The organism is Nocardioides sp. YIM B13467, assembly GCF_042788075.1.
Taxonomy (GTDB): Bacteria; Actinomycetota; Actinomycetes; order Propionibacteriales; family Nocardioidaceae; genus Nocardioides.
In genome coordinates, this window is record NZ_JBHZPJ010000014.1 from 19,113 (window position 1) to 42,559 (window position 23,447).

General features: G+C 69.4%; 19 protein-coding genes. 8 read left to right on the forward strand and 11 right to left on the reverse strand.

Annotation, left to right across the window (positions count from 1 at the left end):
• Positions 1–389: 389 nt before the first annotated feature.
• The gene (locus ACFX43_RS03910; RefSeq protein WP_378817266.1) at positions 390–1,898 is read right to left on the reverse strand and encodes a spermidine synthase; all 1,509 of its coding nucleotides are present in this window, start codon (positions 1,896–1,898) and stop codon (positions 390–392) included.
• Between the two features lie 10 nt (positions 1,899–1,908).
• Positions 1,909–2,820, reverse strand: a complete 912-nt coding sequence (locus ACFX43_RS03915) for a DMT family transporter (protein WP_378817269.1) — start codon at positions 2,818–2,820, stop codon at positions 1,909–1,911.
• Positions 2,821–2,861: 41 nt separating this feature from the next.
• Between ACFX43_RS03915 and ACFX43_RS03920 the strand changes: the two genes are divergently transcribed.
• Together ACFX43_RS03920 and ACFX43_RS03925 are read left to right on the forward strand one after the other, a co-directional pair.
• Positions 2,862–3,350 carry a MarR family winged helix-turn-helix transcriptional regulator gene (locus ACFX43_RS03920; RefSeq protein WP_378817272.1) on the forward strand — a complete coding sequence of 163 codons (489 nt, stop codon included), beginning with the start codon at positions 2,862–2,864 and terminating at the stop codon, positions 3,348–3,350.
• A gap of 65 nt (positions 3,351–3,415) precedes the next feature.
• On the forward strand, positions 3,416–4,435 hold the full coding sequence (locus ACFX43_RS03925; RefSeq protein WP_378817275.1) for a MerR family transcriptional regulator: 1,020 nt from the start codon (positions 3,416–3,418) through the stop codon (positions 4,433–4,435).
• 97 nt (positions 4,436–4,532) lie between these two features.
• Here the strand turns inward: ACFX43_RS03925 and ACFX43_RS03930 are convergent, their stop codons facing one another.
• From ACFX43_RS03930 to ACFX43_RS03950, 5 genes are all read right to left on the reverse strand, one after another.
• Positions 4,533–5,621, reverse strand: coding sequence for a hypothetical protein (locus ACFX43_RS03930; RefSeq protein ID WP_378817277.1), 1,089 nt, complete (start codon positions 5,619–5,621; stop codon positions 4,533–4,535).
• 135 nt (positions 5,622–5,756) lie between these two features.
• Positions 5,757–7,085, reverse strand: a complete 1,329-nt coding sequence (locus tag ACFX43_RS03935) for a hypothetical protein (RefSeq protein ID WP_378817280.1) — start codon at positions 7,083–7,085, stop codon at positions 5,757–5,759.
• Entirely contained in the window at positions 7,082–7,963 is an 882-nt protein-coding gene (locus ACFX43_RS03940; RefSeq protein WP_378817281.1) for a hypothetical protein, read from the reverse strand. The genes ACFX43_RS03935 and ACFX43_RS03940 overlap by 4 nt, the downstream gene beginning before the upstream one ends.
• Positions 7,960–8,322, reverse strand: coding sequence for a hypothetical protein (locus tag ACFX43_RS03945; RefSeq protein WP_378817284.1), 363 nt, complete (start codon positions 8,320–8,322; stop codon positions 7,960–7,962). Before ACFX43_RS03945 ends, ACFX43_RS03940 begins: the two co-directional genes overlap by 4 nt.
• A gap of 95 nt (positions 8,323–8,417) precedes the next feature.
• Positions 8,418–9,593 carry a pyridoxal phosphate-dependent aminotransferase gene (locus ACFX43_RS03950; RefSeq protein ID WP_378817286.1) on the reverse strand — a complete coding sequence of 392 codons (1,176 nt, stop codon included), beginning with the start codon at positions 9,591–9,593 and terminating at the stop codon, positions 8,418–8,420.
• A gap of 52 nt (positions 9,594–9,645) precedes the next feature.
• Between ACFX43_RS03950 and ACFX43_RS03955 the strand changes: the two genes are divergently transcribed.
• The gene (locus tag ACFX43_RS03955; RefSeq protein ID WP_378817289.1) at positions 9,646–11,136 is read left to right on the forward strand and encodes a potassium/proton antiporter; all 1,491 of its coding nucleotides are present in this window, start codon (positions 9,646–9,648) and stop codon (positions 11,134–11,136) included.
• A gap of 124 nt (positions 11,137–11,260) precedes the next feature.
• Here ACFX43_RS03955 and ACFX43_RS03960 read toward each other — a convergent pair whose 3' ends face one another.
• Entirely contained in the window at positions 11,261–11,776 is a 516-nt protein-coding gene (locus ACFX43_RS03960; RefSeq protein WP_378817292.1) for a LytR C-terminal domain-containing protein, read from the reverse strand.
• Between the two features lie 28 nt (positions 11,777–11,804).
• Positions 11,805–12,098 (reverse strand): type II toxin-antitoxin system VapB family antitoxin, encoded by a 294-nt coding sequence (locus ACFX43_RS03965; protein WP_045551249.1) that lies wholly within the window; start codon positions 12,096–12,098, stop codon positions 11,805–11,807.
• 50 nt (positions 12,099–12,148) lie between these two features.
• On the opposite strand from ACFX43_RS03965, the gene ACFX43_RS03970 reads away from it, so the two are divergent.
• Both ACFX43_RS03970 and ACFX43_RS03975 read left to right on the forward strand, forming a co-directional pair.
• Positions 12,149–13,699 (forward strand): helicase HerA-like domain-containing protein, encoded by a 1,551-nt coding sequence (locus ACFX43_RS03970; protein WP_378817295.1) that lies wholly within the window; start codon positions 12,149–12,151, stop codon positions 13,697–13,699.
• A 54-nt stretch (positions 13,700–13,753) separates the two neighbouring features.
• Positions 13,754–15,259 carry an amidohydrolase gene (locus ACFX43_RS03975; protein ID WP_378817298.1) on the forward strand — a complete coding sequence of 502 codons (1,506 nt, stop codon included), beginning with the start codon at positions 13,754–13,756 and terminating at the stop codon, positions 15,257–15,259.
• 88 nt (positions 15,260–15,347) lie between these two features.
• On the opposite strand, the gene ACFX43_RS03980 is transcribed toward ACFX43_RS03975, so the two are convergent.
• Together ACFX43_RS03980 and ACFX43_RS03985 are read right to left on the reverse strand one after the other, a co-directional pair.
• Entirely contained in the window at positions 15,348–15,518 is a 171-nt protein-coding gene (locus ACFX43_RS03980; RefSeq protein WP_168381080.1) for a hypothetical protein, read from the reverse strand.
• Between the two features lie 193 nt (positions 15,519–15,711).
• On the reverse strand, positions 15,712–16,599 hold the full coding sequence (locus ACFX43_RS03985; protein ID WP_378817301.1) for a spermidine synthase: 888 nt from the start codon (positions 16,597–16,599) through the stop codon (positions 15,712–15,714).
• Between the two features lie 114 nt (positions 16,600–16,713).
• On the opposite strand from ACFX43_RS03985, the gene ACFX43_RS03990 reads away from it, so the two are divergent.
• The 3 genes from ACFX43_RS03990 (at position 16,714) to ACFX43_RS04000 (ending at position 23,043) form a co-directional block, all read left to right on the forward strand.
• On the forward strand, positions 16,714–18,057 hold the full coding sequence (locus ACFX43_RS03990) for an RDD family protein (RefSeq protein WP_378817303.1): 1,344 nt from the start codon (positions 16,714–16,716) through the stop codon (positions 18,055–18,057).
• A gap of 67 nt (positions 18,058–18,124) precedes the next feature.
• Positions 18,125–22,630 carry an FtsK/SpoIIIE domain-containing protein gene (locus ACFX43_RS03995; protein ID WP_378817305.1) on the forward strand — a complete coding sequence of 1,502 codons (4,506 nt, stop codon included), beginning with the start codon at positions 18,125–18,127 and terminating at the stop codon, positions 22,628–22,630.
• A 125-nt stretch (positions 22,631–22,755) separates the two neighbouring features.
• A complete protein-coding gene (locus tag ACFX43_RS04000) occupies positions 22,756–23,043 on the forward strand; it encodes a WXG100 family type VII secretion target (RefSeq protein WP_008356184.1) in 288 nt (95 codons plus the stop codon).
• Positions 23,044–23,447: the final 404 nt, after the last annotated feature.

Consider the following 23,447-nt stretch of genomic DNA (forward strand, 5'->3'; position numbering starts at 1 on the left):
CAATGAGTGGACTTATGGTCGAACGTGTCTCGGGGCGTTGGGCGACATGGCCCAGCTGTGACACCGGCGTCTCGAGGCACTCAACGACGAGAGCCATCGACATTCCTTGGGGGGAATTCGTGTTCGTAGACGACAGACTCAGCATGGGGTCCAGTGAGAGGCCGCCGGTCCTGGCCAAAGACCCGCTGGTCTACCGCACCGACCGAGGGAGCTTCTGGCACCTTCGCTCGGGCAAGAGGAGCAACGGGTACGTCATGACCGTGTGCGGCCGGCGGCTGGGGACGTGGCACGTGCTGCCGCCACGCAGGCTCAGCAAGGTCGCGCCCGACCAGGTCTGCGTCGGGTGCCTGCGCAAGACGCCGATCGGTGAGGTGAAGCGCCCGAGCGGGTCAGGCGACCTCGAGAAGGCTGAGGTCGGTGAGCCACTCGACCGGCGCGACATCATCGGTGTAGACCGTCCCGCCCCGGATGCCCGGCTCGAGCCGGGCGGCGGAGTCGGTGAGGGTGCCGGCGAGGTCGGCGGGCTGCGACTGCGCGGTGGCGATGAGGTTGGCGGCCGGATCCGCATCCGGGTCGACGGTCGCGATCAGGTGGGTGTTGGTCGGGCCGGAGTCCGACCGCCACACGGCCTCTCCGAACGAGGTCCGCAGCGTTGCGGTGAGGACCTTCTCCAGCGCTGTCGAGCCCTCCGGGTGGGCTGAGTTCACGACGAGCACCCCGCCCGGGTTCAGGTGGGACTTCGCGAGCGCGAAGAACTCCTTCGTGGTCAGGTAGAACGGGATGTAGGGCTGGTGGTAGGCGTCGACCATGATCGCGTCGTACTTCCGGGTCTGCTTCTGCAGCCACGGGCGGGCGTCGGCGGTGTGGAGGTGGAGGTTCGGCTGGTCCTTGAGGTCGAAGAGCTTCTGGCCGACCTCGGTGACGTCCTCGTCGATCTCGACGGCGTCCACCCGGGTCTCGGGGGCGAAGTGGCCGAACTGGCGCGCGGTCGTCCCGGCGGCCGAGCCCAGGATCGCCACCGACTTCGGGGCCTCCGCGCCGGCGTACGACAGCGAGAGCATCTCGTCCCAATAGGCGCCGGTGAGCCATTCGCCCTTGTTGTAGACAGAGTGCACGGCGTGACCCTCGTTGAGCTCGAGGTAACGGCTGCCGTCGTCGTACTCGACCACGCGGGCGTACTGGTATTCCGTCTCCTTCTCCCAGATCACCTCGCCGCCGTTGCTGGTCAGGGTCTTGATCGAACCGGTCGGCAGAGCGATCAGGGCGAGGATCACCGCCGGTACGACCGCGGCCGGGAGCCGGCGCTTGACCAGGTGCGGGATCGCGCAGATCGCCATCAGGAGGGCGAAGATCAGGAACGTACGCCGCGTCCCGACGACCGGGATGAGCAGCAGCGAGGCGGCGAAGGTGCCGACCAGGGAGCCGACCGTCGAGATCGCGTAGAGGCGCCCGGCCGCGTGGCCGGCGTCCTCGACGGCTTCGACGCTCAGTCGGACGGCGTAGGGGCTGACTATGCCGAGCAGGAAGAGCGGGATCGCGAGGAGCACGCCGACCCCGACCAGCGAGCCGGCGAAGGTGGCGATGCTGAGCTGGTCGACCGCCTTGACCGCGAGCGGGAGGAACGGGTCGGCGACGAACGGCACCGCGGCCAGGAGGGCCGCGGCGGCGAGCACGATCTTGGCCAGGCCGGAGGGGTGCGGGTTCCGGTCGGCGATCCGGCCGCCGACGGAGTAGCCGATCGCGAGCGCCACCAGCACCGTGGCGATCGTGTTGGCCCACACGATGGTCGAGTCGCCGAACCACGGAGCGAGCAGCCGAGCCGCGGCCATCTCTGACCCCAAGGTGCCGGCACCGACGGTGAAGACGAGAAGCTCAAGCGCACGCGCACGCAGTTTCATGGAGGTGAACCTATCCGGCTGCTCCAACGTCTGCACAGGAGGTTGGTTCCGGCCCACGTCTGGCCTTGATCCGGTCGAGCACCGCGGGCTGTCCGAGGAGTACGCCACCGAGCACCAGCACCATCCCGAGCCCGCTGATCGGGGTGAGGTGTTCGCCCGCGAAGGCGAGGCCGATGAGGATCCCGGCGACCGGGTTGAGCAGGCCGACCAGCGACACCGCGGCGGCGGGAAGGCGCCGCGCGCCACGGAACCAGACCGCGTAGGCGACCACGGTGCCGGCCATGCCGATGTAGGCGTAGCCCCCGATCGCAGGCAGGTCGAGCGCGGGCGGCGGACCCTCGACGAGGAGGGCCACCGGGGCGAGCGCGAGGCCTCCCAGGACGAGCTGCCAGGCGGTGAAGGTGAGCAGTCCGACCGGCGGCTGCCAGACCTTCACGAGGATGAAGCCGGTGGAGAAGACGGCGACCGAGGCGAAGGCGGCCAGGACCCCGATCAGGTCGAGGCTCGCGCCGCCACGGAGCACCAGCAGGGCAACGCCGATGGCGCCGATGACGCCGGCCGCGAGCGATCCGGCCCGCGGCCGCTCGCCGGCGAAGGCCCAGGCCAGCAGCATCACCACGATCGGAGAGACCGCGGTCAGGGTGGCGGCGAGGCCGCCGGGGAGCCGGTAGGCGGCGACGAAGACGAGGGCGAAGAACGCCCCGAAGTTGAGCAGTCCGAGCGCTGCTGTCCGCCACCACCAGGAGCCGTGGAGCAGGCCCGGCCGGAGCGCCAGGAGCAGCAGGCCGAAGGGCAGCGCCCGGACCACCGCGCCGAACAGTGGTCGGTCCGGAGGCAGGAACGTCGCTGTCACGAAGTAGCCCGACCCCCATGCCACCGGGGCGATCGCGGTCAGCGCGAGGGTCACGAATCTACCTTCCATGGAAGCTATAATACCTTCCGCGTGAGATATATTCCATTGTCATGGCAGACCACGTCTCGACCGTGATGGCGCAGTGGGAGCGGGAGCGCCCCGACCTCGACATCACCCCCCAAGCCGTCATCGCCCGGCTGCACCGCCTCGCGCTGCGTCTCACCGACGAGCTCGTCAGCGTCTATGCCGAGCACGGACTGGGCGAGGGCGAGTTCGACGTCCTGGCGACGCTCCGACGGCAAGGCGCTCCGTACGCCCTGACTCCGAAGGAGCTCGGCGAGCAGACGATGGTCTCCTCGGGGGCGGTCACCAAGCGGGTCGACCGCTGCCTGGCCCAGGGCTGGGTCAGCCGGGACCGCCGGGACGAGGACGGCCGCGGGCGCCGGGTCGCGCTGACCGAGCGTGGGCGCGAGCTGATCGACGCGGCATTCACCGACCACATCGCCAACGAGCACCGCCTGCTCGCCGTCTTCACCGCGGCCGAGCGGCGGTCGCTCGCCCGGCTGCTCGAGAAGTGGGCCGAGCAGACCGGGGCTTGAGGTTGCCCCAAGGGGAAGCACCAATCTGCTTCCACCGGTGACCTTCACCGGGGAGGATGGTGATCATGAGCGAGCGTCAGCGAGCGCGCACGAGCGGCCTGGAGGGGCTCGTGAACATCGGCGACTTCGCCCGGGCGACCGGGCTGACGCCGAAGGCGCTGAGGTTGTACGACGACCTCGGTCTGCTGCTGCCCGCCGAGGTCGACGCGGTCTCCGGCTATCGCCGCTATGGGCCTGACCAGGTCGAACGCGCACGCCTGGTGGCCGAGCTGCGCCTGATCGGGATGCCGCTGGCCCGGATCCGGGAGGTCGTCGACATGCCCGCCGCACTCGCGGCGGTCGAGGTCGAGACGTACTGGCGCCAGGTCGAGGCCGACACGTCGACGCGTCGCAGAATGGTCTCCGTCCTCGTCCACCGATTGAGGAGCGAGGCACGTCAGATGACTACTTCAACCGAGACCCTGAACGTCGAGTTCGGCGTCAGCCACGAGACCGGAAGCCGGTCCAGCCAGCAGGACGCCGTCCTGGTCACCCCGGAGCTGATCGCTGTCGCGGACGGTTTTGGTGAGCGCGACGATCTTGCCGGGGCGGCCCTGACTGCGTACGCCGCCGGCGGGCTGCGGTCGGCCATCCAGGAGGTGTTCGCGGAGGTGCCGAAGTCGGGCACCACCCTGACCGCCGTCGATCTGCACGGCTCGACCGCGCGGATCACCCACATCGGTGACGCCAGGGTCTTCCTGGTGCGGGACGGAGACGTACGCCAGGTCACCCACGACCACACGGTCGTCGCCGCCATGGTCGAGGCCGGCCAGCTGACCGCCGACGAGGCTCGTTCCCACGAACACCGGGCGCTGCTCAACCGCGCCCTGGTCCCCGGGGTGGTCGCCGACGAGATGTCGCTCGAGCTGCTGCCCGGTGACCGGCTGGTGCTGACCACCGACGGCGTCCACTCCTACGTGGACGACCTGAACCCGCTGATCACCGCCGAGGCCGGCCCGCAGGCGGTCGCAGACGCTGTGGCCGCCGCTGTCGTCGCCGCCGGAGAACCGGACAACCACACCATCGTGGTTGCCGACCTGGCCTGACTTCTCAGGCTTTTCCTGCACTTCTCTGGCAATGCAACGCCTGAGAAGTGCAGGGATACCCGGTTAACCGGGTATCCCGACCCCCGCGCCCGCCCGCTCAGAACCAGCGGGACCACCAGCGCTGCCGCGCTGCCGGTGCCTCGTCAAGCTCGGCGGCAGCGGCGGCGAACGAGTCGCGCAGGGAGGGGTAGACGAGCTCGATCTCGGGGTGCTCGACGAGCGTCTGGGCGATCCGGTGGGTGAGCCGCTTGCCGACGGTGGCGATGTGGCGTACGACGGCGTCGACCTCGTCGTCGGTGAGCTGTTGCGGGTGGAAGGGCTTCGGCGGCTTCTCTCGCAGCAGCTCCCGCATGGGCTCGAGGGAGTCGATGTCGTACCTCAGCGAGAGCGCGCGCAGCTCGTCGTCGGCGATCTTCCGGAGCCGCTCGTGGTCGGCGGGAGGCACCAGGGTGTAGGTCGTCGGCCCGAGGGGGCAGGACTGCAGGTGGACGTCGAGGCGCTCCTGGAGCTGCGGCCCGAGCGGGAGGACGTTGAGCGCGCGCTTGATCTCGAGCGCGTGCAGCGAATAGGAGAGGTTGATCTGCCTCAAGGACAGGTCGCCGAGCCCGGCGGTGTCGATGGCGGCGGTGTCGAGCAGGTCGGTGAGAAGGCTGCCGCCGACGAAGAGCTCGGGAAGGTATGGCCGGAGGACGAGCCGGGAGCGCACCACCTCGGAGTCGAGCGCGTTGTAGAGGTGCTGGTGACCCAGCCAACCGCCGTACGCATCAGGCGACGCCACGAACGGCTCGAGATGCCCGAGCCGTTTGACCCGCTGGTTGTAGTCGGACTCCAGGAAGGCGAGGGGATCGCGGACGTACAGGACGAACCGGGTCTGCGGCGGCAGCAGCTCGGCGATCCCGGGCAGCTCGGGGAGGAACGCCTCGGAGGAGAGCAGCAGCGTGTGGCATCCGCTGGCCTCGAACTCCTCGAGCGTCCTGGCGACCTCGTGGGACGAGGCCACGAAGAGGTGGCCCGAGCGCTCCAAGAGCGAGCCGGCGTTGCCGGCGCTGATGCCGTTCTTGTCGACGCTGTGCTGAGGGTAGAAGATGCCGGCCTTCGCGAGCTTCTCCGTGTTGGCGTGGAAGAACGCCTGGACCGCGGAGGTGCCCGTCTTGGGGAGGCCGGCATGGACGACGATGGACTTCACAAGGACCGATCAGGTAGGCGTCAGAGTGCCCTCCGCGATCGACTGGCCGGTGTCCGAGCACAGGTGAGGTCGGGGATGGTGCCGAGGGCGCGACCTACACCGTATCGACTCACGTCATCGAGGCAAGCCCGCAACTCAGCCGAGGTATCCCAGACTGCGGATCCGCCCGATCTCGTCACGGAGCTCGTCGTGGGCGGCGTTGTCCGCAGCCCGCCCGCCGGCGACGTAGTGGCTCTCCTCCGCGGTGGTGCCGTCGTAGACGACCGTGAACCGGTGTCCGACACCCGCGTTGATGAGCCCGCCGAGGAGCGCCACCGGGTCGGAGCGGTCCTCCAGCGACAGCACCCGCGTGGTCTCCGGAACCCGCGGCGCTGCCGCGCCAGGAGCACCCACGGTGACCACCTGGTCCACGACGTACGCACCCCCGGCTGCCGCCGCGATCGCTGCCGCCGCGGTGCCCCCGGCTGCGGCGCCGACGAGCATCACGTGGGAGCCGGCCTCGACCGCCTCCTCGATGGTCCTCGACGCGGTGGCGATGTAGTCGGAGAGGTCACCCGAGACGAGCCGCAGGCGCCGGCTGCCGGCGTACGGGCCCGGCAGATAGGCGATGTAGCGGCCGGGCGCCGTCTTCTGGACGGCGACACCGGTCTCGGTGGCCTCGAGGGTGCGGATCAACTCCTCGATGGTGGCCGGGGTGGCGGCGGTGACGTCGCCGGCCGCGGTGTCCTCCTCGGTGGAGGCCAAGGCCCCGCCGATGTCGCGCAGCGCGTGTCCGGCGTCGGTCGCGAACGCGTCGATCCCGGCGGCCCGCAGCGCGCCCGCGGTGGCTGCCCCGGCGTCGTCCCCGCGCGGGAAGCCGGCAGTGAGCAGCGAGCGCAGCTCGAGCGACTCGAGCAGCCCGCCGCCGGTGGCGATGTGGTCCATCAGCTCGGGATGACCCTGGGCGAGCTCGCCGAGATAGGCGGTGACGCCCTCACGGTCGAGCGCGTCGGTCTCGATCAGGCCGGCGGACAGCAGAGACCCGCCGAGCTCGACCTCGGGGGCGAGGTAGTCGAGCGCGTTGGCCGCGATGGCACCCAGCGTGCTGCGGGCAGCGGCCTGGAGCTCGTCGATCCAGCGGTAGGTCTGCACGGTAGCCCGCACCGAGAGCGCATCGGCCTCGAGCGCCTGGCTGAGACCGAGGACGCCGCCCTTCTCGGAGGTCGCGGCCCGGATCTCCTCCTCGGCCGGCTCCCAGGTCTTCGCGGAGAGCTCGGCGGAGGAGGTGATGTCCTCGTCAGCCAGGATCTCGGCACCGAGCTCGGCCCACTCGCGCAGCTGCGCGCCGGCGTCACCGATGGAGCCGGCCAGACCGAGGATCTGCTCGTACTTGTCCTCCGGACCCGCGGGCGGCGGCACCGAGTCGGGGGCGCCATCCGGGAGCGGTCCCAGACGGTTGATCGGATCGTTGGACGAAGAGCTCATCGAGCCACCTCCGCGAGAACAGGGGCAAGGTCTGCGGCGAGCTCGGACGGCTCCACAGTGGTGATCAGCAGTGTCAGCTCACCATCGAGCGACACCGTACGCATCGAACGCCAGCCGTCGTTGACCAACGTCCAGGAGACCGTGCCGATCAGCGGGTTCTCCGGACCGGCGGTGGTCGCGACGATGGCACGCAGCCGGCCGTGGGCCTCGGTGGACAGCGCCTCGAGGGCTCGCGAGACGACCACGTCGCCCTCGGTCAGCACCGGCACCAGATCACCGCGCCCGGTGCGCAGCGCCTCGAAGACGGCGTCAGCGGTCGCGAACGGGACCTCCAGCTGCTCGGGCACCGCCGAGGCCAGCCGGGCGGTGTCACCCGGCAGCGTCGCGGTGCGGCCGAGCTCGGTCGACCAGGCCGCCGAGGGATACCAGGAGAGCTCGAAGACGAGCCCGTCCACGGTGGCCAGTGAGGCGGCTGCCTCACCCTTCTGCCGGTGCCAGGCGCGGCCACGGAGGCCGTCGACGACGACATCGAGGTCGACGACCACCTCCGGGGTCGCCAGCAGCCCCAGCGCGCCGGCGATCCCGGCGTCGAGGGTCCCGTCGGCGTCGAGGAGGTCGCGGCGCTGCAGCGAGGTGCTGCCCTCGCCGAAGCCGGCGACGGCGCGGGCCAGGGCCTCGGCCTCGGCGGCCGAGCGGGTCTGCCCCAAGCGGGCGTCGAGCCCGTCATCACGGTGCGTCGCGACCTCGAACGGGAGCGGCGCCCCGATGGTCTCGCAGGCATGGGTCAGCTCGGGCAGGGTCAGGCCGACGCGGCGGGGCACGCCCGCCCACGGCTCTGTCGGCGCCGCCGGAGCGGGGCCCAGGTCGATCGTGGTCATCGGAAGGTGACCTCCAGCCAGTCCTTGTGGCCCGGCTCAGGGGCCTCGAATCCGTCGAGCTTGTCCTCGGCGATCAGCGCCTCGGCGCGGGCCTCGGCCTCGGCGATCTGCTCCTTGAACAGGTCGACCTGATTGAGGTGCTTGGCCAGGGCGTCGGCCGCCCGGTCATGCTTCTCGGCCGAGCTCCGCAGCGCGGTGGCACGCTCTTTCATCCGCCCACGGAGGGACTCGGCAGCCCGACCGTGCCATGGCACGGCCTCGGCCTGCACCACCAGCTTGTCGGCACTCGCGCGGATGTCGCCCGCCTGCTCTCGCAGATGGCTCACCCGACGACGGATCACGTCGCTGTCGCCGTACATATCCCTCCTCGGACAGGTCTCTGTGATGGTCCTACCCCGCAGGAACGGTTTCTAAACGTAAAATCGTGAACTTTCTCAAATTCGCTCGAGACGCCCTATCGCAGCACGGTGGAGAGGCGGTCGAGGCCCTGCTCGATCTCGGCGGCGGAGCCGGCGAAGGAGAGACGTACGAAGCGGTGTCCGTCGACCGGGTCGAAGTCGACGCCGGGAGCCATCGCGACGCCCGTGCGGTCGAGGATCTGGTGGCACCAGGCCATGGTGTCGTCGGTCCAGCGGCTGACGTCGGCATAGACGTAGAAGGCGCCATCGGCCGGAGCCATCTCGGTGACCCCGAGGGAGCGGAGGCCGTCGAGGAGCACCCCGCGGTTGGTCGCGTAGCGGGTCACGTGACCGTCGAGCTCGGCGTACGCATCCGGGGTGAACGCCGCCACCGCGGCATGCTGGGCGAGGGTCGGCGGGCAGATGGTGAAGTTGCCGACCAGGACGTCGATCGCGCGTCGCAGGTGGGCGGGCGCCAGCAGCCAGCCGATGCGCCAGCCGGTCATCGAGAAGTACTTCGAGAACGAGCCGAACACGACGGCGTCGCGCGAGGTCTCCCAGGCGCTGCGGCCGCGGCTGCCGTCCCCGCCGTAGGTCAGCCCGTGGTAGATCTCGTCCGAGATCAACTGGATCCCGGCCTCCTCGCAGTAGCGAGCCAACGCGGCCAGCTCCTCGGGCAGCAGCATCGTGCCGGTCGGGTTGGCCGGACTGGCCACCACGAGCCCCTTCAGGCCGACGCGCTCGTGCAGCTCCCGCACCTGCTCCACGGTCGGCTGGTAGCGCTCGGCCGCACCGGTCGGGATCTCCACGACCTCGCACCCCAGGGCCGCGAGCACGTTGCGGTAACAGGGATAGGACGGCCGGGCCATCGCCACCCGGTCCCCGGTGTCGAACGCAGCCAGGAACGTCGCCAGGAAGCCACCGCTCGCGCCCGTGGTCACGACGACGTCCTCGGGGGAGACGTCGATCCCGTGCCACGCCCGATGGTGCCCCGCGATCGCCTGGCGCAGCTCCAGGATCCCGGTCGCCGGCGTATAGCCCAGCGGGTCACCGCTCTGCAGCAGCCGCACCGCCTCGGCGCTGACCGCCTGCGGCGCCCCCGTGGACGGCTGCCCCGAGGTGAGCGAGATGAGATCGGCGTACGTCCGCTGCCGCTGCGCCGCCCGCTCGAGCATGTCCATCACGTGAAAAGGAGGCACGTTCGCGCGTTGGGCGACAGTCAGACGGTCCATGGGAGCAAACATTAGGATGCAGATCCATAGGTCGGAGGGGGGCCCGGCGCACATGAGCTTCGATGTCCATCAGTTCGACCTGTTCGTGCTGATCGGCTCCCTGGTCACGCTCCTGGCGATCCTCGCGGTGCGGATGTCGACGAAGGCCGGGCTCCCGTCGCTGCTGATCTACCTGCTGATGGGCGTCTTGCTCGGTGAGTCGGTGCTCGGGATCCGGTTCGACGACGCGGCGCTCGCGCACGCTGTCGGCTTCGGGGCGCTGGCGCTGATCCTCGCCGAAGGCGGTCTGACGACGTCGTGGAAGGACGTACGTCCCGCCTTCGGTCTCGGGCTGATGCTGGCCACGGTCGGGGTCGTGGTCTCGATCGGGGTCGTCGCGGTGGGTGCGCACTACCTGCTCGGGCTCTCCTGGCAGCTGGCGTTCCTGCTCGGGGCGGTGACCTCGCCGACCGATGCGGCCGCGGTGTTCTCGGTGCTGCGGGTGGTGCCGTTGCCCAAGAGGCTGACCGGTGTCCTCGAGGCCGAGTCCGGGCTCAACGACGCCCCGACAGTGGTGATCGTGACGCTGATCGCCAGCGGTGCGATCGCTGAGCACCATCCGGTCGTCGTGGCCGGGATCGTGGTCGGCGAGCTGCTGCTGGGCATCGTCGTCGGCCTGCTCGTCGGGTTCGGCGGAGCCTGGCTGATGCGGAGAGCCGCTCTGCCCGCCGCCGGTCTCTATCCGCTGGCGGTGATGACGCTGGCCCTCCTGGCCTACGGCGGAGCGGCGTGGCTGCACGGGTCCGGGTTCGCGGCGATCTACGTCGCCGCACTCGTGCTCGGCAACTCCGAGCTGCCCCACCGCGGCGCCACCAGGTCCTTCGCCGAGGGTGTCGCCTGGCTGGCCCAGATCGGGCTCTTCGTGATGCTCGGGCTGCTGCTCTCCCCGGGGCGTATCGACCTCCAGACGATCGGCCTCGCGCTCGCCGCCGGCCTGATCCTGACCTTCATCGCCCGGCCCGCATCCGTGCTGGTCAGCACGGTGGTCTCCCGGATGACGTGGCGCGAGACCGTGTTCGTCTCCTGGGCCGGGTTGCGTGGCGCGGTGCCGGTCGTGCTCACCACCATCCCTCTGGCCGCGGGTGTCGACGGCGCCGAGGACCTCTTCGATCTGGTCTTCGTGATGGTCGTCGTCTATACGCTGCTGACCGGCCCGACGCTGCCGTGGGTCGCCCGGGTGCTCGAGGTGGCCCGCCCCAACGACCCACGCTCGCTCGACCTCGACGTCGCGCCGCTTGAGCAGATCGCGGCCGATCTGATCCAGCTCCGGATCCCGCGCGAGTCACGCCTGCACGGCGTCGAGGTCAGCGAGCTCCGACTGCCCATGGGGTCGTCGGTGTCGCTGCTGATCCGCGACGGACGGACCCTGGTTCCGGACGACACCACGGTCCTCCGCGCCCGCGACGTCGTCCTGGTCGTCGTGCCCCGCCATCAGCGTGAGCAGGCCGAACGGCGCCTCGAGATGGTCAGCCGGAAGGGACGCCTGGCCGGCTGGCTGCGCTGAGGGGTGGGTTGGAATACCCGGTTAACCGGTGAAACCTGCACTTCTCAGGTGTTGCAATGCCAGAGAAGTGCAGGAATACCCGGTTAACCGGGTATTCCGACCTCGCAGATCCGTGCGGGCGCGCCTATTCGACCGGAGGGCTGCAGATCGTGGCGTCCGCCTTGGCGGTGACGGTCTTGTCGCCGCCGGTGACCTCGGGGAAGTTCTCGCCGGTGACGACCACGATGCCCGGGATGTCGGACTTGGTCTCCACGATCTTCGCGTCACCGAGCCAGCTCGCGACGAGCGCGGCTGAGGGAGCGTTCTTGTCGGGCGTCCACACCTCGACGGTCTTCAGCTTGGTGCCGCTGGGCGCGTTGCCGGTGGACCCCTTGACGAAGCCCGCGTCGACGAGGTCCGTCATCGCCCGGGTGGCGAGCCCGGCGCGCGTGCTCGCGTTGAGCACGGTCACGACCACCTGCGACGGGTAGACCTCGGAGCCCTTCTTGACCGGTGCGTCCACGCACGGTCCGACATCGACCTTCTGCGGGAAGGGTGCGGTCATCGCGTTCCATCCCCAGGCACCGGCCAGAGCGACCGCGGCCGCGAGCACGGCGAGGATGATGAACGTACGAAGTCCCGTGAGGGCCGAATCGAGCATGACGCCGAGCCTAACCGCTCGGTCTGCCCTAACCGAGGCTGTGCACGCGGGCGTGCAGCACGTTGCGCTGCTGGAGCGCCGCGCGGAGCGCCCGGTGGAGCCCGTCCTCGAGGTAGAGCTCGCCGTTCCACTCCACGACATGGGCGAAGAGGTCGCCGAAGAACGTCGAGTCCTCGTTGAGCAGAGCCACCAGCTGGAGGGTGTCCTTCGTGGTCACCAGCTCGTCGAGGCGGACCGTCCGAGGAGGCAGCGCGGCCCACCCCTTGGTCGTCAGACCATGGTCAGGGTAGGGGCGAGAATCGCCGACACGCTTGAAGATCACCCTCGTGACTGTATCGCCCCCTGACCAAATCCCAACATAGAGTCCTGGTCATGACGGATGCTGCTGCTCTCTCAGAAGCGGTCGGGCCCGGCTACCAATTCGAGGGTTCCGCCCTCGAGCTCGGGGGCCTGATGGCGGACGCTGAGACGTTGTTGGAGACGCCGATTCGCATTCCCTTAGGGATGTTGAACCGGCATGGGCTGGTCGCCGGCGCGACCGGCACGGGAAAGACGAAGACCCTGCAGCTGCTCGCCGAGCAGCTCTCCGCAGCCGGGGTCCCGGTGTTCGCCGCCGACATCAAGGGCGACCTCTCCGGTCTGTCCGCGCCCGGCGAGTCCAGCGAGAAGCTGACCGCACGGGCGGCCTCTGTCGGGCAGGCCTGGCAGGCGCGCGGGTTCCCGGTCGAGTTCTTCGCGCTCGGCGGCGAGGGCACCGGCATCCCGGTCCGGGTCACGGTCGACGCCTTCGGGCCGACGCTCCTCTCCAAGGTCCTGGATCTCAACGAGACCCAGGAGTCCTCGCTCGGTCTCGTCTTCCACTACGCCGAGAAGGCCGGCCTGAAGCTGGTCGGGCTCGACGACCTGCGGGCGGTGCTGCAGTGGCTGGTCTCCGACGAGGGCAAGGCCGATCTCAAGGGCCTGGGCGGCCTCTCGTCCGCGACGACAGGGGTGATCCTGCGTACGCTCATCGCCTTCGCCGACCAGGGCGCGGACGAGTTCTTCGGTGAGCCGGCCTTCGCGGTCACGGATTTCGTACGCAACGACGGGGAAGCCGGGATCATCTCGTTGCTCGAGCTGCCCAACCTGCAGGACCGGCCGGCGATCTTCTCGACCTTCCTGATGTGGCTGCTCGCCGAGCTCTTCCGGGCGCTGCCCGAGGTCGGTGACGTCGACAAGCCCAAGCTGGTCTTCTTCTTCGACGAGGCGCACCTGCTCTTCAACGATGCCTCTGACGCGTTCCTCGACCAGATCACCAACACGGTCCGGCTGATCCGCTCCAAGGGTGTCGGCGTCTTCTTCGTCACCCAGAAGCCGACCGACGTCCCAGACGACGTGCTCGGCCAGCTCGGCTCGCGCATCCAGCACCAGCTGCGGGTCGCCACGCCCAACGACGCCAAGGCCCTCAAGGCCAGCGTCAACACCTACCCGACCTCCTCCTACGACGACCTCGGCGCGGTCATCCAGACGCTCGGGATCGGCGAGGCGATCGTGACCGTCATGAACGAGCGCGGCGCGCCGACGCCGGTCGCCTGGACCCGGCTGCGCGCCCCCGAGTCGCTGATGGGACCTGCGGACGCTGCCGCGATGGAAGCCGCCGTCGCTGCGTCGCCGCTGGCGGCGAAGTACACCGCGTCCGTCGAGGTCGAGTCCGCCGTCGACCAGCTCAAGGCGAAGACGGACGCGGCGGCGGCCGCACGCACGGCCGAGGCGGAGGAGAAGGCGGCCAAGAAGACCGCCCCGAAGAAGTCCTCGGGGTCGCGTTCGAGGTCGCGTGACGACGACGACTCGATGATCGAGACGGTGGTGAAGTCGACCGCCTTCAAGCAGGCCGCGCGCACCGCTGCGAGGGAGCTCGTCAGGGGAATCTTCAAGCGCCGCTGAGGCTCCTCGGTATCTGATTGGCTCGAGCATGGGCAGACTCCTTATCGTCTGCTCATGCCCGACCTTCTCCTCCGGAACGTACGCATCGTTCCGCTCTCACCCCGGGCGACCGTGCCTGCCGGGGTGGTCGACGTTCACGTCGCCGACGGTGTCGTGTCGGCGGTCGGAGAAGGCCTGTCCCGACCGGATGGTGTCGAGGCGTACGACGCGGGTGGCCGCTGGCTCGTGCCGGGTCTGTGGGACGCCCACACCCACCTCGGCCAGTGGACGCTGCGGGCCAGCAGGCTGGACCTGCACGGCACCCGTTCGCCTGCCGAGGCGCTGGCGCGGGTCGCCGCGGCCGCTCGCGCCCTCGATCGGCAGAGTGAGCCGGGTGAGGCGATCGTCGGGATGGGCCACTCCGCCGGCACCTGGGACCGCTGGGGCACCGTCTCCGAGCTCGACTCGGTCACCGGCGGCATCCCCGCGATCCTGGTCAACCACGACTTCCATCACGCCTGGCTGAACACCGCCGCGCTCGACGCCGTGGACCTGCCGCGCCGGGAGGACATGGTGCAGGAGACCGAGTGGTACGAGACGTATCCGCGGGTCGCGGAGCTCTTCGAGTCCAACGGGAGCACGCCGGCGGCCTTCCGCCGGATGCTGACCCGGACCGCCGCGCTCGGGGTGGTCGGGGTGACCGACTTCGAGGTCGGCATCCGGCTCGACGACTGGCGGTCGCGGTGGGCGGCCGGCTGCGACCTGGTCCGTATCCGGGTCGCGACCTACGCCGACCAGCTCGACGAGGCGATCGCCGAGGGGCTGCGTACGGGGGACCGGCTGCTCCCGGACGAGGACCGGCTGACGATGGGACCGCTCAAGATCATCAGCGACGGCTCGCTGGGCACGCGGACGGCATGGTGCTGCGACCCGTACGCCGATGACCCGGACAGCTGCGGCGCGCCGAACCAGTCACCCGACGAGCTGCAGGGACTTCTGGGGAAGGCGCACTCGGCCGGCCTCGAGGTGGCCACGCACGCGATCGGTGACCGGGCGGTGTCGGAGGCACTGGCGGCGTACGCGATGACGGGGGCGCGCGGAAGCATCGAGCACGCCCAGCTCGTACGTCGCGAGGATCTGCCGCTGATGGCTCGGCTCGGGATCACCGCATCCGTGCAGCCGGCGCACATCCTCGACGACCGGGAGATGACCGAGGACGTCTGGCCGGGGCGGGAGGACCGCTGCTTCGCGACCCGCTGGATGCTCGAGGAGGGAGTGCGGGTTGCGCTCGGGTCGGATGCTCCGGTCGCGCCGCTCGACCCGTGGCTGGCCATCGCGGCCGCGGTAGGTCGCTCGCGGGACGGCAAGGAGCCGTGGCATCCGGAGCAGGCACTCACCGTCCAGGAGGCGTTGGCGGCGTCGGTCGACGGTCAGCCCACGGTCGCTCCGGGATCACGCGGCGACCTGGCCGTGCTCGACATCGACCCGCTCCGGGCCTCGGTCGGTGATCTCGCCGCGATCGCCCATGGCGGGGTCGTACTGACCGCCGTCGGCGGCCGGATCGTCCACCGCAGCTCCTAGCCACGGGTCCGGAAATTGAGCGAAGGCCCGGCCGTCGTCGGCCGGGCCTTGCGCAACGGGATCTTGGATCCCCCCATTTAGCTGCTGGTCACGCGGACCAGCGCACCGAGTCGTCGACGAAGTCGGCGAACACGTGAACACCGCGCAGGTCCTGGCGCTCGTCCATGAGCTTCGTCAGGGCACTGGCGTGACGGAACTTGAGGCTGTGCTGCTTCGCGGCACTGTTGGCCTCAGGCTGGGTGGCGGTGAGTGTTTCCATCGAGGTCCCCCCTACAACGGATAGATGGTGTGCATCGTGGTTTGTCCTGCGCATCAAGCATCCCGCCCGCAAGTCGCAAGCAGGTTGTTTGAACGTTACAAGCCGGTTTCGGTAAAAGAAATGGCTGTCGATGCCTGTCGCGGTATCTGCCGAGCGATAGGGCCGAATCTCGCTAGACAAAGGCGATGGAGCCTCAGTCCGCGGCGGATCTGAGCGTGTCGACGGCCTGGCGGGCCTGCTCGAGGAGCCGCAGCGCGGCGCTCGCGTCGGGAAGGTTCGGCTCCGGAGACCAGAGCTGGTCGGCATCGCTGATCGGATCGGCGCCGTCGATGATCGGGTCGAGGTCGGTCACCAGCGCGCCCTTCGACGGGTCGCCGGCGAGCGACGAGCGGATCACGTCGCCGTCGATCGGAGACGCCGAGGCGATCAGGGTGGCGTTGCCGAACCTCGCTCCCGCGAGCGCGGACCCCTGCACGATCATCGCGACATGCCCGAAGACAGTACGCAATGTCGCGAGCTCACGACGGGTGAAGAGCAGCTCGGGGCCGGCGACGGAGTTCAGCACGAGCCGGCCCTCCTCGCGAAGCGCGCTGCGTGCCGCGGTCATGCACTCCAGCGAGGTGAACGCCGGCGGGATCCGGTTGCCGACGAAGATGTCGATGACGATGGCGTCGTGCTCCGCGTCCGGGTGCGCCTCGAGCCACGAGCGTGCCTCGGCGGTCTCCATCGTGATGCCCGGGGGAAGCGGGAACCGTGACCTGGTCAGCTCGACCAACGCGGGCTCGATCTCCACGACCGTCTGCGTGGTCGCCGGCCACCGGTGGGCGACCGCACGGGGAAGGGCGAGCAGCGCCCCACCCAGGTGGGCGGCGCTGCGGGGCGCCTGGTCCCCGAGCGCAGCCAGCATCCACCGGATCGAGGCGAGCTTCGGCGGCTGCGCCGGGTCCTCCCCGAGGTGGGACTGGGCGACGCCGTCGATCTGGATCGCCCAGCCGTCCTCCTTGCGTACGAGATCGGCGGTGCTGCCGTCCGAGAAGACGATGCGCTCGAGGCTCGCTGATGGCCCGGAGGGTGTTGACATACGTCGATCCTGCCAGACACCATCGCGCCCGAGCCGGGACATTCCGGTAGCCTTCTGGCGTTGTTGGTCAGCGCCGAAAAATACTCGGACATCGGGCGTGAGGGAGTTCTTGCGGTGGAGATATGGGAGGTCGCCGAAAATGACGACCGGATCGAGGGTCTCACCGCCGACGGAAAGCCGGACCCGGCCTACGCCGCCTCGCTCGGTCTGAAGGACGCGCCGCTGGGCCGTCGTGCGGGCGCGGCCGCCGTCGACATCGTCTGCTACCTGCTCCTGCAGGTCCCCTACCTGGTCTTCACGCTCCCGCTGTTGCTGAAGCTCGCCCAGGGCAAGTTCGGCTTCGCCCGGTTCCTGAGCCACCCCGACTTCATGCTGGCTGCGATCGCGGGCGGCGCCACCGTGCTGCTGAGCCTGATCTACGTCATCGTCCAGATCGTCTTCCACGGCCGCCGCGGGGTCACGCTGGGCAAGTCCGTCGCCGGAGTCCGCTCGATCAACGTCAAGACGCTCGAGCGACCGGGCGTCGGCCGCGCCTTCCTCCGTGCCCTGGTGCTCTGGGGCTCCGGGATCATCCCGATCGCGCCTATCGTCTTCCTCGCCTCGCCGCTGTTCGACAAGGAGAAGCGGAACCGCGGCTGGCACGACAAGGTGGCAGAGTCCTGGATGGTCGACGTTCGCGAGGGCCTCGACCCCTACGACGAGAAGCGGATGCGCATCGCCCGCAAGACGGTCGCCGCCGCGCCCGTCGCGCAGCGGAAGTCGCTGCCCTCGCTCACCACCCCCAACGATCACGACGCCGGCAGCTACCGGCCCTCGGGGCGGGTCAGCGCCGGCGTGCTCGGTGTCTCCCGTCCGAAGGCGAGACACGACGAGCCGGGCGCCTCTCCTGGTGGCGCGCTCGCGACCCCGCCGTCGGGACCGGTGGCCCCGAAACCGGTGACCCCGGCGATTCCGCCCTCGCGCGCGGTGACGCCCAACCAGGGCCAGACGGTTCCCCCGCCGCCTCCGACCCCGACGCCCACGCCTTACCCGGCACCGACCCCACACCCGGCTCCCACGCCGACGCCTGCTCCCACGCCCGCTCCCACGCCGCTGCCCACGTCCGGCGGCCAGCAGCCTCCGGCGCAGCCGCGCGAGCGGGGCATCATGCTCAAGGTCGACTCCGGCGAGCGGATCCCGGTGACCGGCCTGGTGCTGGTCGGCCGTGACCCCGCCCTGACGGAGAACACGCTGGGGGCGCGTACGGTCTCGATCATCGACGTGTCGGTCTCGAAGACCCACCTCTCGCTGCGGCCCAGCGGCGACGGTGTCGAGGTCACCGACCGAGGTTCGACCAACGGCACCGTGGTTACCCACGAGGGTGCCACCCGACGACTGAACGCCTGGGAGCCGGTGCTGGCGCCGGTCGGGGCGATGATCCGGTTCGGCGACCGCTCGGCCCTGGTGCGTCGCGGGTGACCGCCGCTCCGACCGCCGCACGATCTCGCTGCATTGACTTTTGGCACGTTGACGAGGGGAACGAAGGATGAAGGTCAAGCTCACTCTGCACCGGCCCGGTGTCGCGCCGGCGGATGTGATCGTCACGGCTGACTCCACGGCAACGGCGGGAGACGTCGCTCGGCACATCGCCGACGCGGACCCGGCGCGCTCCGTGATCGCTAATGAGCACGACATCTTGACCCTGGCCGTCGCCCCGCCGACCGCCGACCGGATGGAGCCGCTCGAACCCGACGTCCCCATCGGTGACGCGCCGATCGGGTCCGGGTTCGCGGCCGCGGTCGTCAACATGGGCCCGGACAACGAGACGACCGGCTCGCGGCGCAAGAGCGTCGGTGTGCTGCGGGCGATCGACGGTCCGGTGCGGGGACAGGCGTTTCCGCTGACCACCGGCCACGCCTCGATCGGCCGCGGTCCCGAGAACGAGATCGTGCTCGCCGACCCGATGGTCTCCAAGCGTCACGCCCGTATCGAGGTCGACCGCTCGGTCGAGCTGGTCGACCTCAACTCGGCCAACGGCGTCGTCGTCGACGGCACCCAGGTCTCCCGCGTACGGCTGGCGCCGGACACGCCCGTCGTCATCGGCAGCACCACACTGGTCATGCAGCTCTCGGCCGACTTCCTCTCCGCCGTCGAGGACCCGGTGCTCGAGCGCGGTGGCGGCCTGCTCTTCAACCGAAGCCCGCGGGTCGACGTGCGCTACCCCGGCACCGAGCATCCGCCGCCGTGGATGCCGACGGAGATGCAGAAGAAGCTGTTCCCGTGGTTCGTGCTGATCGCGCCGATCATCATGGCGCTCTCGATCTACGCGATGACCGGCCGCGCCCGCGCGCTGCTGCTGGTCGTGATGACCCCGATGATGGCGGTCGGCAACTACATCAACCAGCACCGCCAGGCCGGCGCGAAGCAGGACCACGAGATCGAGCTCTTCGAGCGGCAGTTCGAGAAGCTGGAAGAGGTCTTCTACCGCAGCAAGCCCGAGGAAGAGCTGGCGCGCAACGAGGAGGTCCCGGCGGTCGCGGAGGTCTTCGAGCAGGCGATGCAGCTCGGCCCGCGGCTGTGGACCCGGCGTCCCGAGCACTGGAACTTCCTGGCCGTACGTCTCGGCACCACCCGCGCCCTGTCGCGCAACTCGATCGCGGAGCGTGACACCCAGAACGGCCTGCCCGAGTTCATCGAGCGGATCGACCGTCTGAAGGAGCGCTACAAGTACGTCGACGACGTACCCCTGCTGGAGTCGCTCCCCGCGGTGGGTTCCGTGGGTGTCGCCGGTCCGGCCGGCCCGGCCGCCGACGCGATGCGTGGGCTCGCGGTGCAGCTCTTCGGCCTGCACGCGCCCAACGAGGTCGTCACCGTCGCCTTCGCCGACCCGGACTGGGTCGAGGAGTTCGAGTGGCTCAAGTGGCTCCCGCACACCACCTCGGAGACCAACCGGTTCAAGGACATGCCGCTGGCCGACTCCGCGCCGACGGCCAACGCTCTGCTCAGCGCGCTGGAGGAATACATCATGCGCGCCGGCCGGACCGCGGAGCACCGCGGCCCGTTCGCCGAGAAGTGGAACCCCATGCAGTACGGCACCGACGTCGCCCGGGCCGGGGAGGAGACCAACGCCCGGGTGCAGGTCTCGATCGTCGTCTTCGTCACCAACGATGCTCCGGTCGACCGGGCCCGGCTGGTCCAGGTGCTCGAGCGCGGCGCCGATGTCGGCGTACACGCGGTCTTCATGTCCTCCACCGTCGAGGCGTTGCCAGCAGTCTGCCGCAGCTTCCTGGACGTGAGCGACGGCCTGGAGCGTGCCACCGTCGGGCTCGTCCGCAACGGCGACCTCTACGAGGGTGTCATTGTCGAGGGTGTCTCCAACGCCTACATGGACATGTTCGCCAAGCGGCTCGCGCCGGTGGTGGACGCCAGCACCGTCGTCCACGACTCCTCCGACCTGCCCAACTCGGTCGGGTTCCTGTCGCTGGTCGGCAACGAGGTCGCCGAGGACCCGCACTCCGTGGTGGAGCGCTGGCGTCAGAACAACTCGATCATCGACCGCTCCGACCGGCCGCGGCCGCGACTGAAGAAGGCGGGCAACCTGCGCGCCATCATCGGCCAGGGAGCCTCGGACGCGATGACGTTGGACCTGCGTACGCAGGGCCCGCACGCCCTCGTCGGCGGCACCACCGGTGCCGGTAAGTCCGAGTTCCTGCAGGCATGGGTGCTCGGCATCGCCTCGGCCCACTCGCCCGACCGGGTGACGTTCCTCTTCGTCGACTACAAGGGCGGCTCGGCCTTCGCCGACTGCATCGAGCTGCCGCACTGCGTCGGTCTGGTGACCGACCTGAGCCCGCACCTCGTACGCCGTGCGCTGACCAGCCTCAAGGCCGAGCTGCACTACCGCGAGCACCTGTTCAACCGGAAGAAGGCCAAGGACCTCCTCGAGCTGGAGAAGCGACAGGACCCGGAGTGCCCGCCCGCGCTGGTGCTCGTCATCGACGAGTTCGCGGCATTGGCCGGTGAGGTGCCCGAGTTCGTCGACGGCGTCGTCGACATCGCCCAGCGAGGTCGTTCGCTCGGCATCCATCTGATCATGGCGACCCAGCGCCCGGCCGGTGTCATCAAGGACAACCTGCGGGCCAACACCAACCTCCGCGTCGCGCTGCGTATGGCCGACGAGACCGACTCCAAGGACGTCGTCGACGACCCGATCGCCGGGACCTTCCCGCCGTCCCTGCCGGGCCGCGGAATCGCGAAGACCGGACCTGGTCGCCTGACCCCGTTCCAGTCCGCATACGCCGGTGGCTGGACGCGCAACGACGAGGTCGTCACCGCTGACGTGAAGGTGGCCGAGCTCAAGTTCGGTTCGATCACGGAGTGGGAGCCGGAGCGTCCACCGGAGAGCGACTCGCACGACGAGGACCTCGGCCCCAACGACCAGAAGCGGATCGTGGCCAACCTGATCAAGGCCTCCGCCACCGCTGGTCTGATGACTCCGCGGCGACCGTGGCTCGACGACTTGGCGTCCGTGGTCGACATGCGCGACCTGCCGCTGGAGGGCGACGGACAGATCCTGCTGGGCCTTGCCGACCTACCAGAGCGTCAGCAGCAGAACGCGATCTACTTCGCTCCCGACCGCGACGGGTCCCTGCTCATCTTCGGGTCCTCCGGTTCGGGCAAGTCGACCCTGCTGAAGACGATCGCGACCGCCGCCGGCGCCCGTCCGGAGCTCGGCCGGGTCCAGGTCTACGGCCTCGACTTCGCCTCCGGCGCGCTGGGTGCGATCGAGCGTCTTCCGCACGTCGGCTCGATCATCGACGGCGACGACGCCGAGCGTCTGCAGCGACTGATGCGCACGCTCGAGCGGGAGATGGACCGTCGCTCCGAGCTGTTCTCCAAGGCCGCGGCCGCGAACCTCACCGAATACCGTGAGATCGCCGACCAGTCGATGCCGCGCATCCTGCTCCTGATCGACAACTACCCCGAGTTCAAGAAGGAGTGGGAGATCGCCGCCGGTCGCGCGCCGTTCTACCAGTCCTTCATGCGGGTCCTCGGCGAGGGCCGTCCGCTCGGCATCCACGCGGTGATCACCGCCGACCGCAGCGGCTCGGTGCCGACCGCGGTCTTCGCGAACATCCCGCGCCGAGTCGTCATGCGGCTCTCCGACCCGAGCCAGTACGTCCTGGTCGGAGCACCCAAGGACGTACTCAACGAGCAGTCGGTGCCCGGCCGCGCCGTCGTCGACAAGGCCGAGGTGCAGCTGGCCGTTCTGGGCGGCACGACCAACGTGGCCGAGCAGACCAAGGCCCTCGACGAGCTGGTCTCGCAGCTGCGCGCCCTGGGTGTTCCCGAGGTCGGCGAGATCGGCGCCCTGCCGACGAAGATCTCCAGCAGGGCCATGCCGGCGCAGGCCAACGGGCAGCCCGTCTTCGGTATCGCCGACGACACCCTGTCCGCGCGTGGTTTCGACCCGATCGGCTCGTTCATCATCACCGGCCCGCCGCAGTCCGGTAAGACGAACGCCCTCAAGGCGCTCGTCGAGTCCGTCGAACGCTTCGACCCCGAGGTGAAGCTGTTCCACCTCGGCAGCCGTCGCGCCGTGCTCGGCGACTTCCGGCCCTGGGTACGCAGCGCCACCCGCCCCGACGACGAGAAGGCGCTCGTCACCGAGCTCGCCGAGATCGTCGCCGACGAGTCCTTCCCCGGCCGCATCATGATCGTCGCCGAGGACATGACCCACCTGGCCGACGGTCCTGCCGACCGCCCGATGCGCGCCCTGCTGCAGGCGATCAACAACTCCGACCACCTCTTCGTCGGCGACGCCGATGTCACTCGAGCCGGCGGCGGCTCGGGCGTCATGGGTGAATGGAAGGCCGCCCGCCAGGGACTCGTGCTCAAGCCCGACACCTACGACGGCGACACGCTGTTCAAGGTTCCGTTCGGCAAGCTGAAGCGCACCGATTTCCCTGCGGGCCGCGGAATCTTCGTCCAGGCCGGGCGCATGGTGACCATGCAGATGCCGCTCGCGAGCGACTCCGAGGGTTCTGCATGAACCTCTGCATAATTCCGACAACGAATCCGTTTTTACCCTTCACAACCTTGTGAGGAGTGGCCTACGGTGGCGAGCGCCGTTCATACGGCGCCATGTAATGAAATCGCGGGAGAGGGCTAGGATCGATGACTGATTTCGGGGCAACCTACGACGAGATGACCGGCACTGCCGACAAGCTCGACCAGGGCAAGGACACGATCGAGTCGGCGCTGGACGAGTGCCAGGGCTACGTGGACGAGCTCGTTCAGGACGGGTTCAAGACGGAGAAGGCTTCTGGCAAGTTCCAGGACGGCTACACCGAGATGACCACCGGCCTCAAGGACGCCATCGCTGGTGTCGAGGACATGGCTCAGGCTCTGCGTGACATGGCGACCGCCATCCAGGACCTGGACTCGCAGCTCGCCGGCGGCTGAGCCACAACGCTTGTCAGATGGTGGGCCAGCATCCATGGGCCCACCATTACCGGTCTCGGCCAGATGTTGCGGTCTCGACTACCCGCCGTTGCGCTGCTGCGACCCCCTAACCGGGACTACCAGAAACTTTACTTTCTGAGATGTTTAGAACCGGCCGTAGCGGGTAGGACTACCGCGACGACGTTGATTGCCCGGATCTCGGACCACAGCCGGGATAGCGGTGTCGGCTCGTCGGGCTCATGCTTCACGACCATGTGATGTGTGAGTGATGGTGACGGACGGCGCCGCAACGGGTGTCGTGTAATGAAAATTGCGGGAAAGGCAATGATCGATGAGTGACTTCGGGGCAACATACGACGAGATGACCGGCACCGCCGACAAGCTCGACCAGGGCAAGGACACGA

Coding starts and splice junctions, on each gene's coding strand:
- ACFX43_RS03960 (WP_378817292.1), bottom strand. CDS start 11,776: ATGCTCGATTCGGCCCTCACGGGACTTCGTACGTTCATCATCCTCGCC.
- ACFX43_RS03925 (WP_378817275.1), top strand. CDS start 3,416: ATGAGCGAGCGTCAGCGAGCGCGCACGAGCGGCCTGGAGGGGCTCGTG.
- ACFX43_RS03975 (WP_378817298.1), top strand. CDS start 13,754: ATGCCCGACCTTCTCCTCCGGAACGTACGCATCGTTCCGCTCTCACCC.
- ACFX43_RS03950 (WP_378817286.1), bottom strand. CDS start 9,593: ATGGACCGTCTGACTGTCGCCCAACGCGCGAACGTGCCTCCTTTTCAC.
- ACFX43_RS03985 (WP_378817301.1), bottom strand. CDS start 16,599: ATGTCAACACCCTCCGGGCCATCAGCGAGCCTCGAGCGCATCGTCTTC.
- ACFX43_RS03980 (WP_168381080.1), bottom strand. CDS start 15,518: ATGGAAACACTCACCGCCACCCAGCCTGAGGCCAACAGTGCCGCGAAG.
- ACFX43_RS03910 (WP_378817266.1), bottom strand. CDS start 1,898: ATGAAACTGCGTGCGCGTGCGCTTGAGCTTCTCGTCTTCACCGTCGGT.
- ACFX43_RS03915 (WP_378817269.1), bottom strand. CDS start 2,820: ATGGAAGGTAGATTCGTGACCCTCGCGCTGACCGCGATCGCCCCGGTG.
- ACFX43_RS03940 (WP_378817281.1), bottom strand. CDS start 7,963: ATGACCACGATCGACCTGGGCCCCGCTCCGGCGGCGCCGACAGAGCCG.
- ACFX43_RS03945 (WP_378817284.1), bottom strand. CDS start 8,322: ATGTACGGCGACAGCGACGTGATCCGTCGTCGGGTGAGCCATCTGCGA.
- ACFX43_RS03920 (WP_378817272.1), top strand. CDS start 2,862: ATGGCAGACCACGTCTCGACCGTGATGGCGCAGTGGGAGCGGGAGCGC.
- ACFX43_RS03970 (WP_378817295.1), top strand. CDS start 12,149: ATGACGGATGCTGCTGCTCTCTCAGAAGCGGTCGGGCCCGGCTACCAA.
- ACFX43_RS03935 (WP_378817280.1), bottom strand. CDS start 7,085: ATGAGCTCTTCGTCCAACGATCCGATCAACCGTCTGGGACCGCTCCCG.
- ACFX43_RS03955 (WP_378817289.1), top strand. CDS start 9,646: ATGAGCTTCGATGTCCATCAGTTCGACCTGTTCGTGCTGATCGGCTCC.
- ACFX43_RS04000 (WP_008356184.1), top strand. CDS start 22,756: ATGACTGATTTCGGGGCAACCTACGACGAGATGACCGGCACTGCCGAC.
- ACFX43_RS03995 (WP_378817305.1), top strand. CDS start 18,125: ATGAAGGTCAAGCTCACTCTGCACCGGCCCGGTGTCGCGCCGGCGGAT.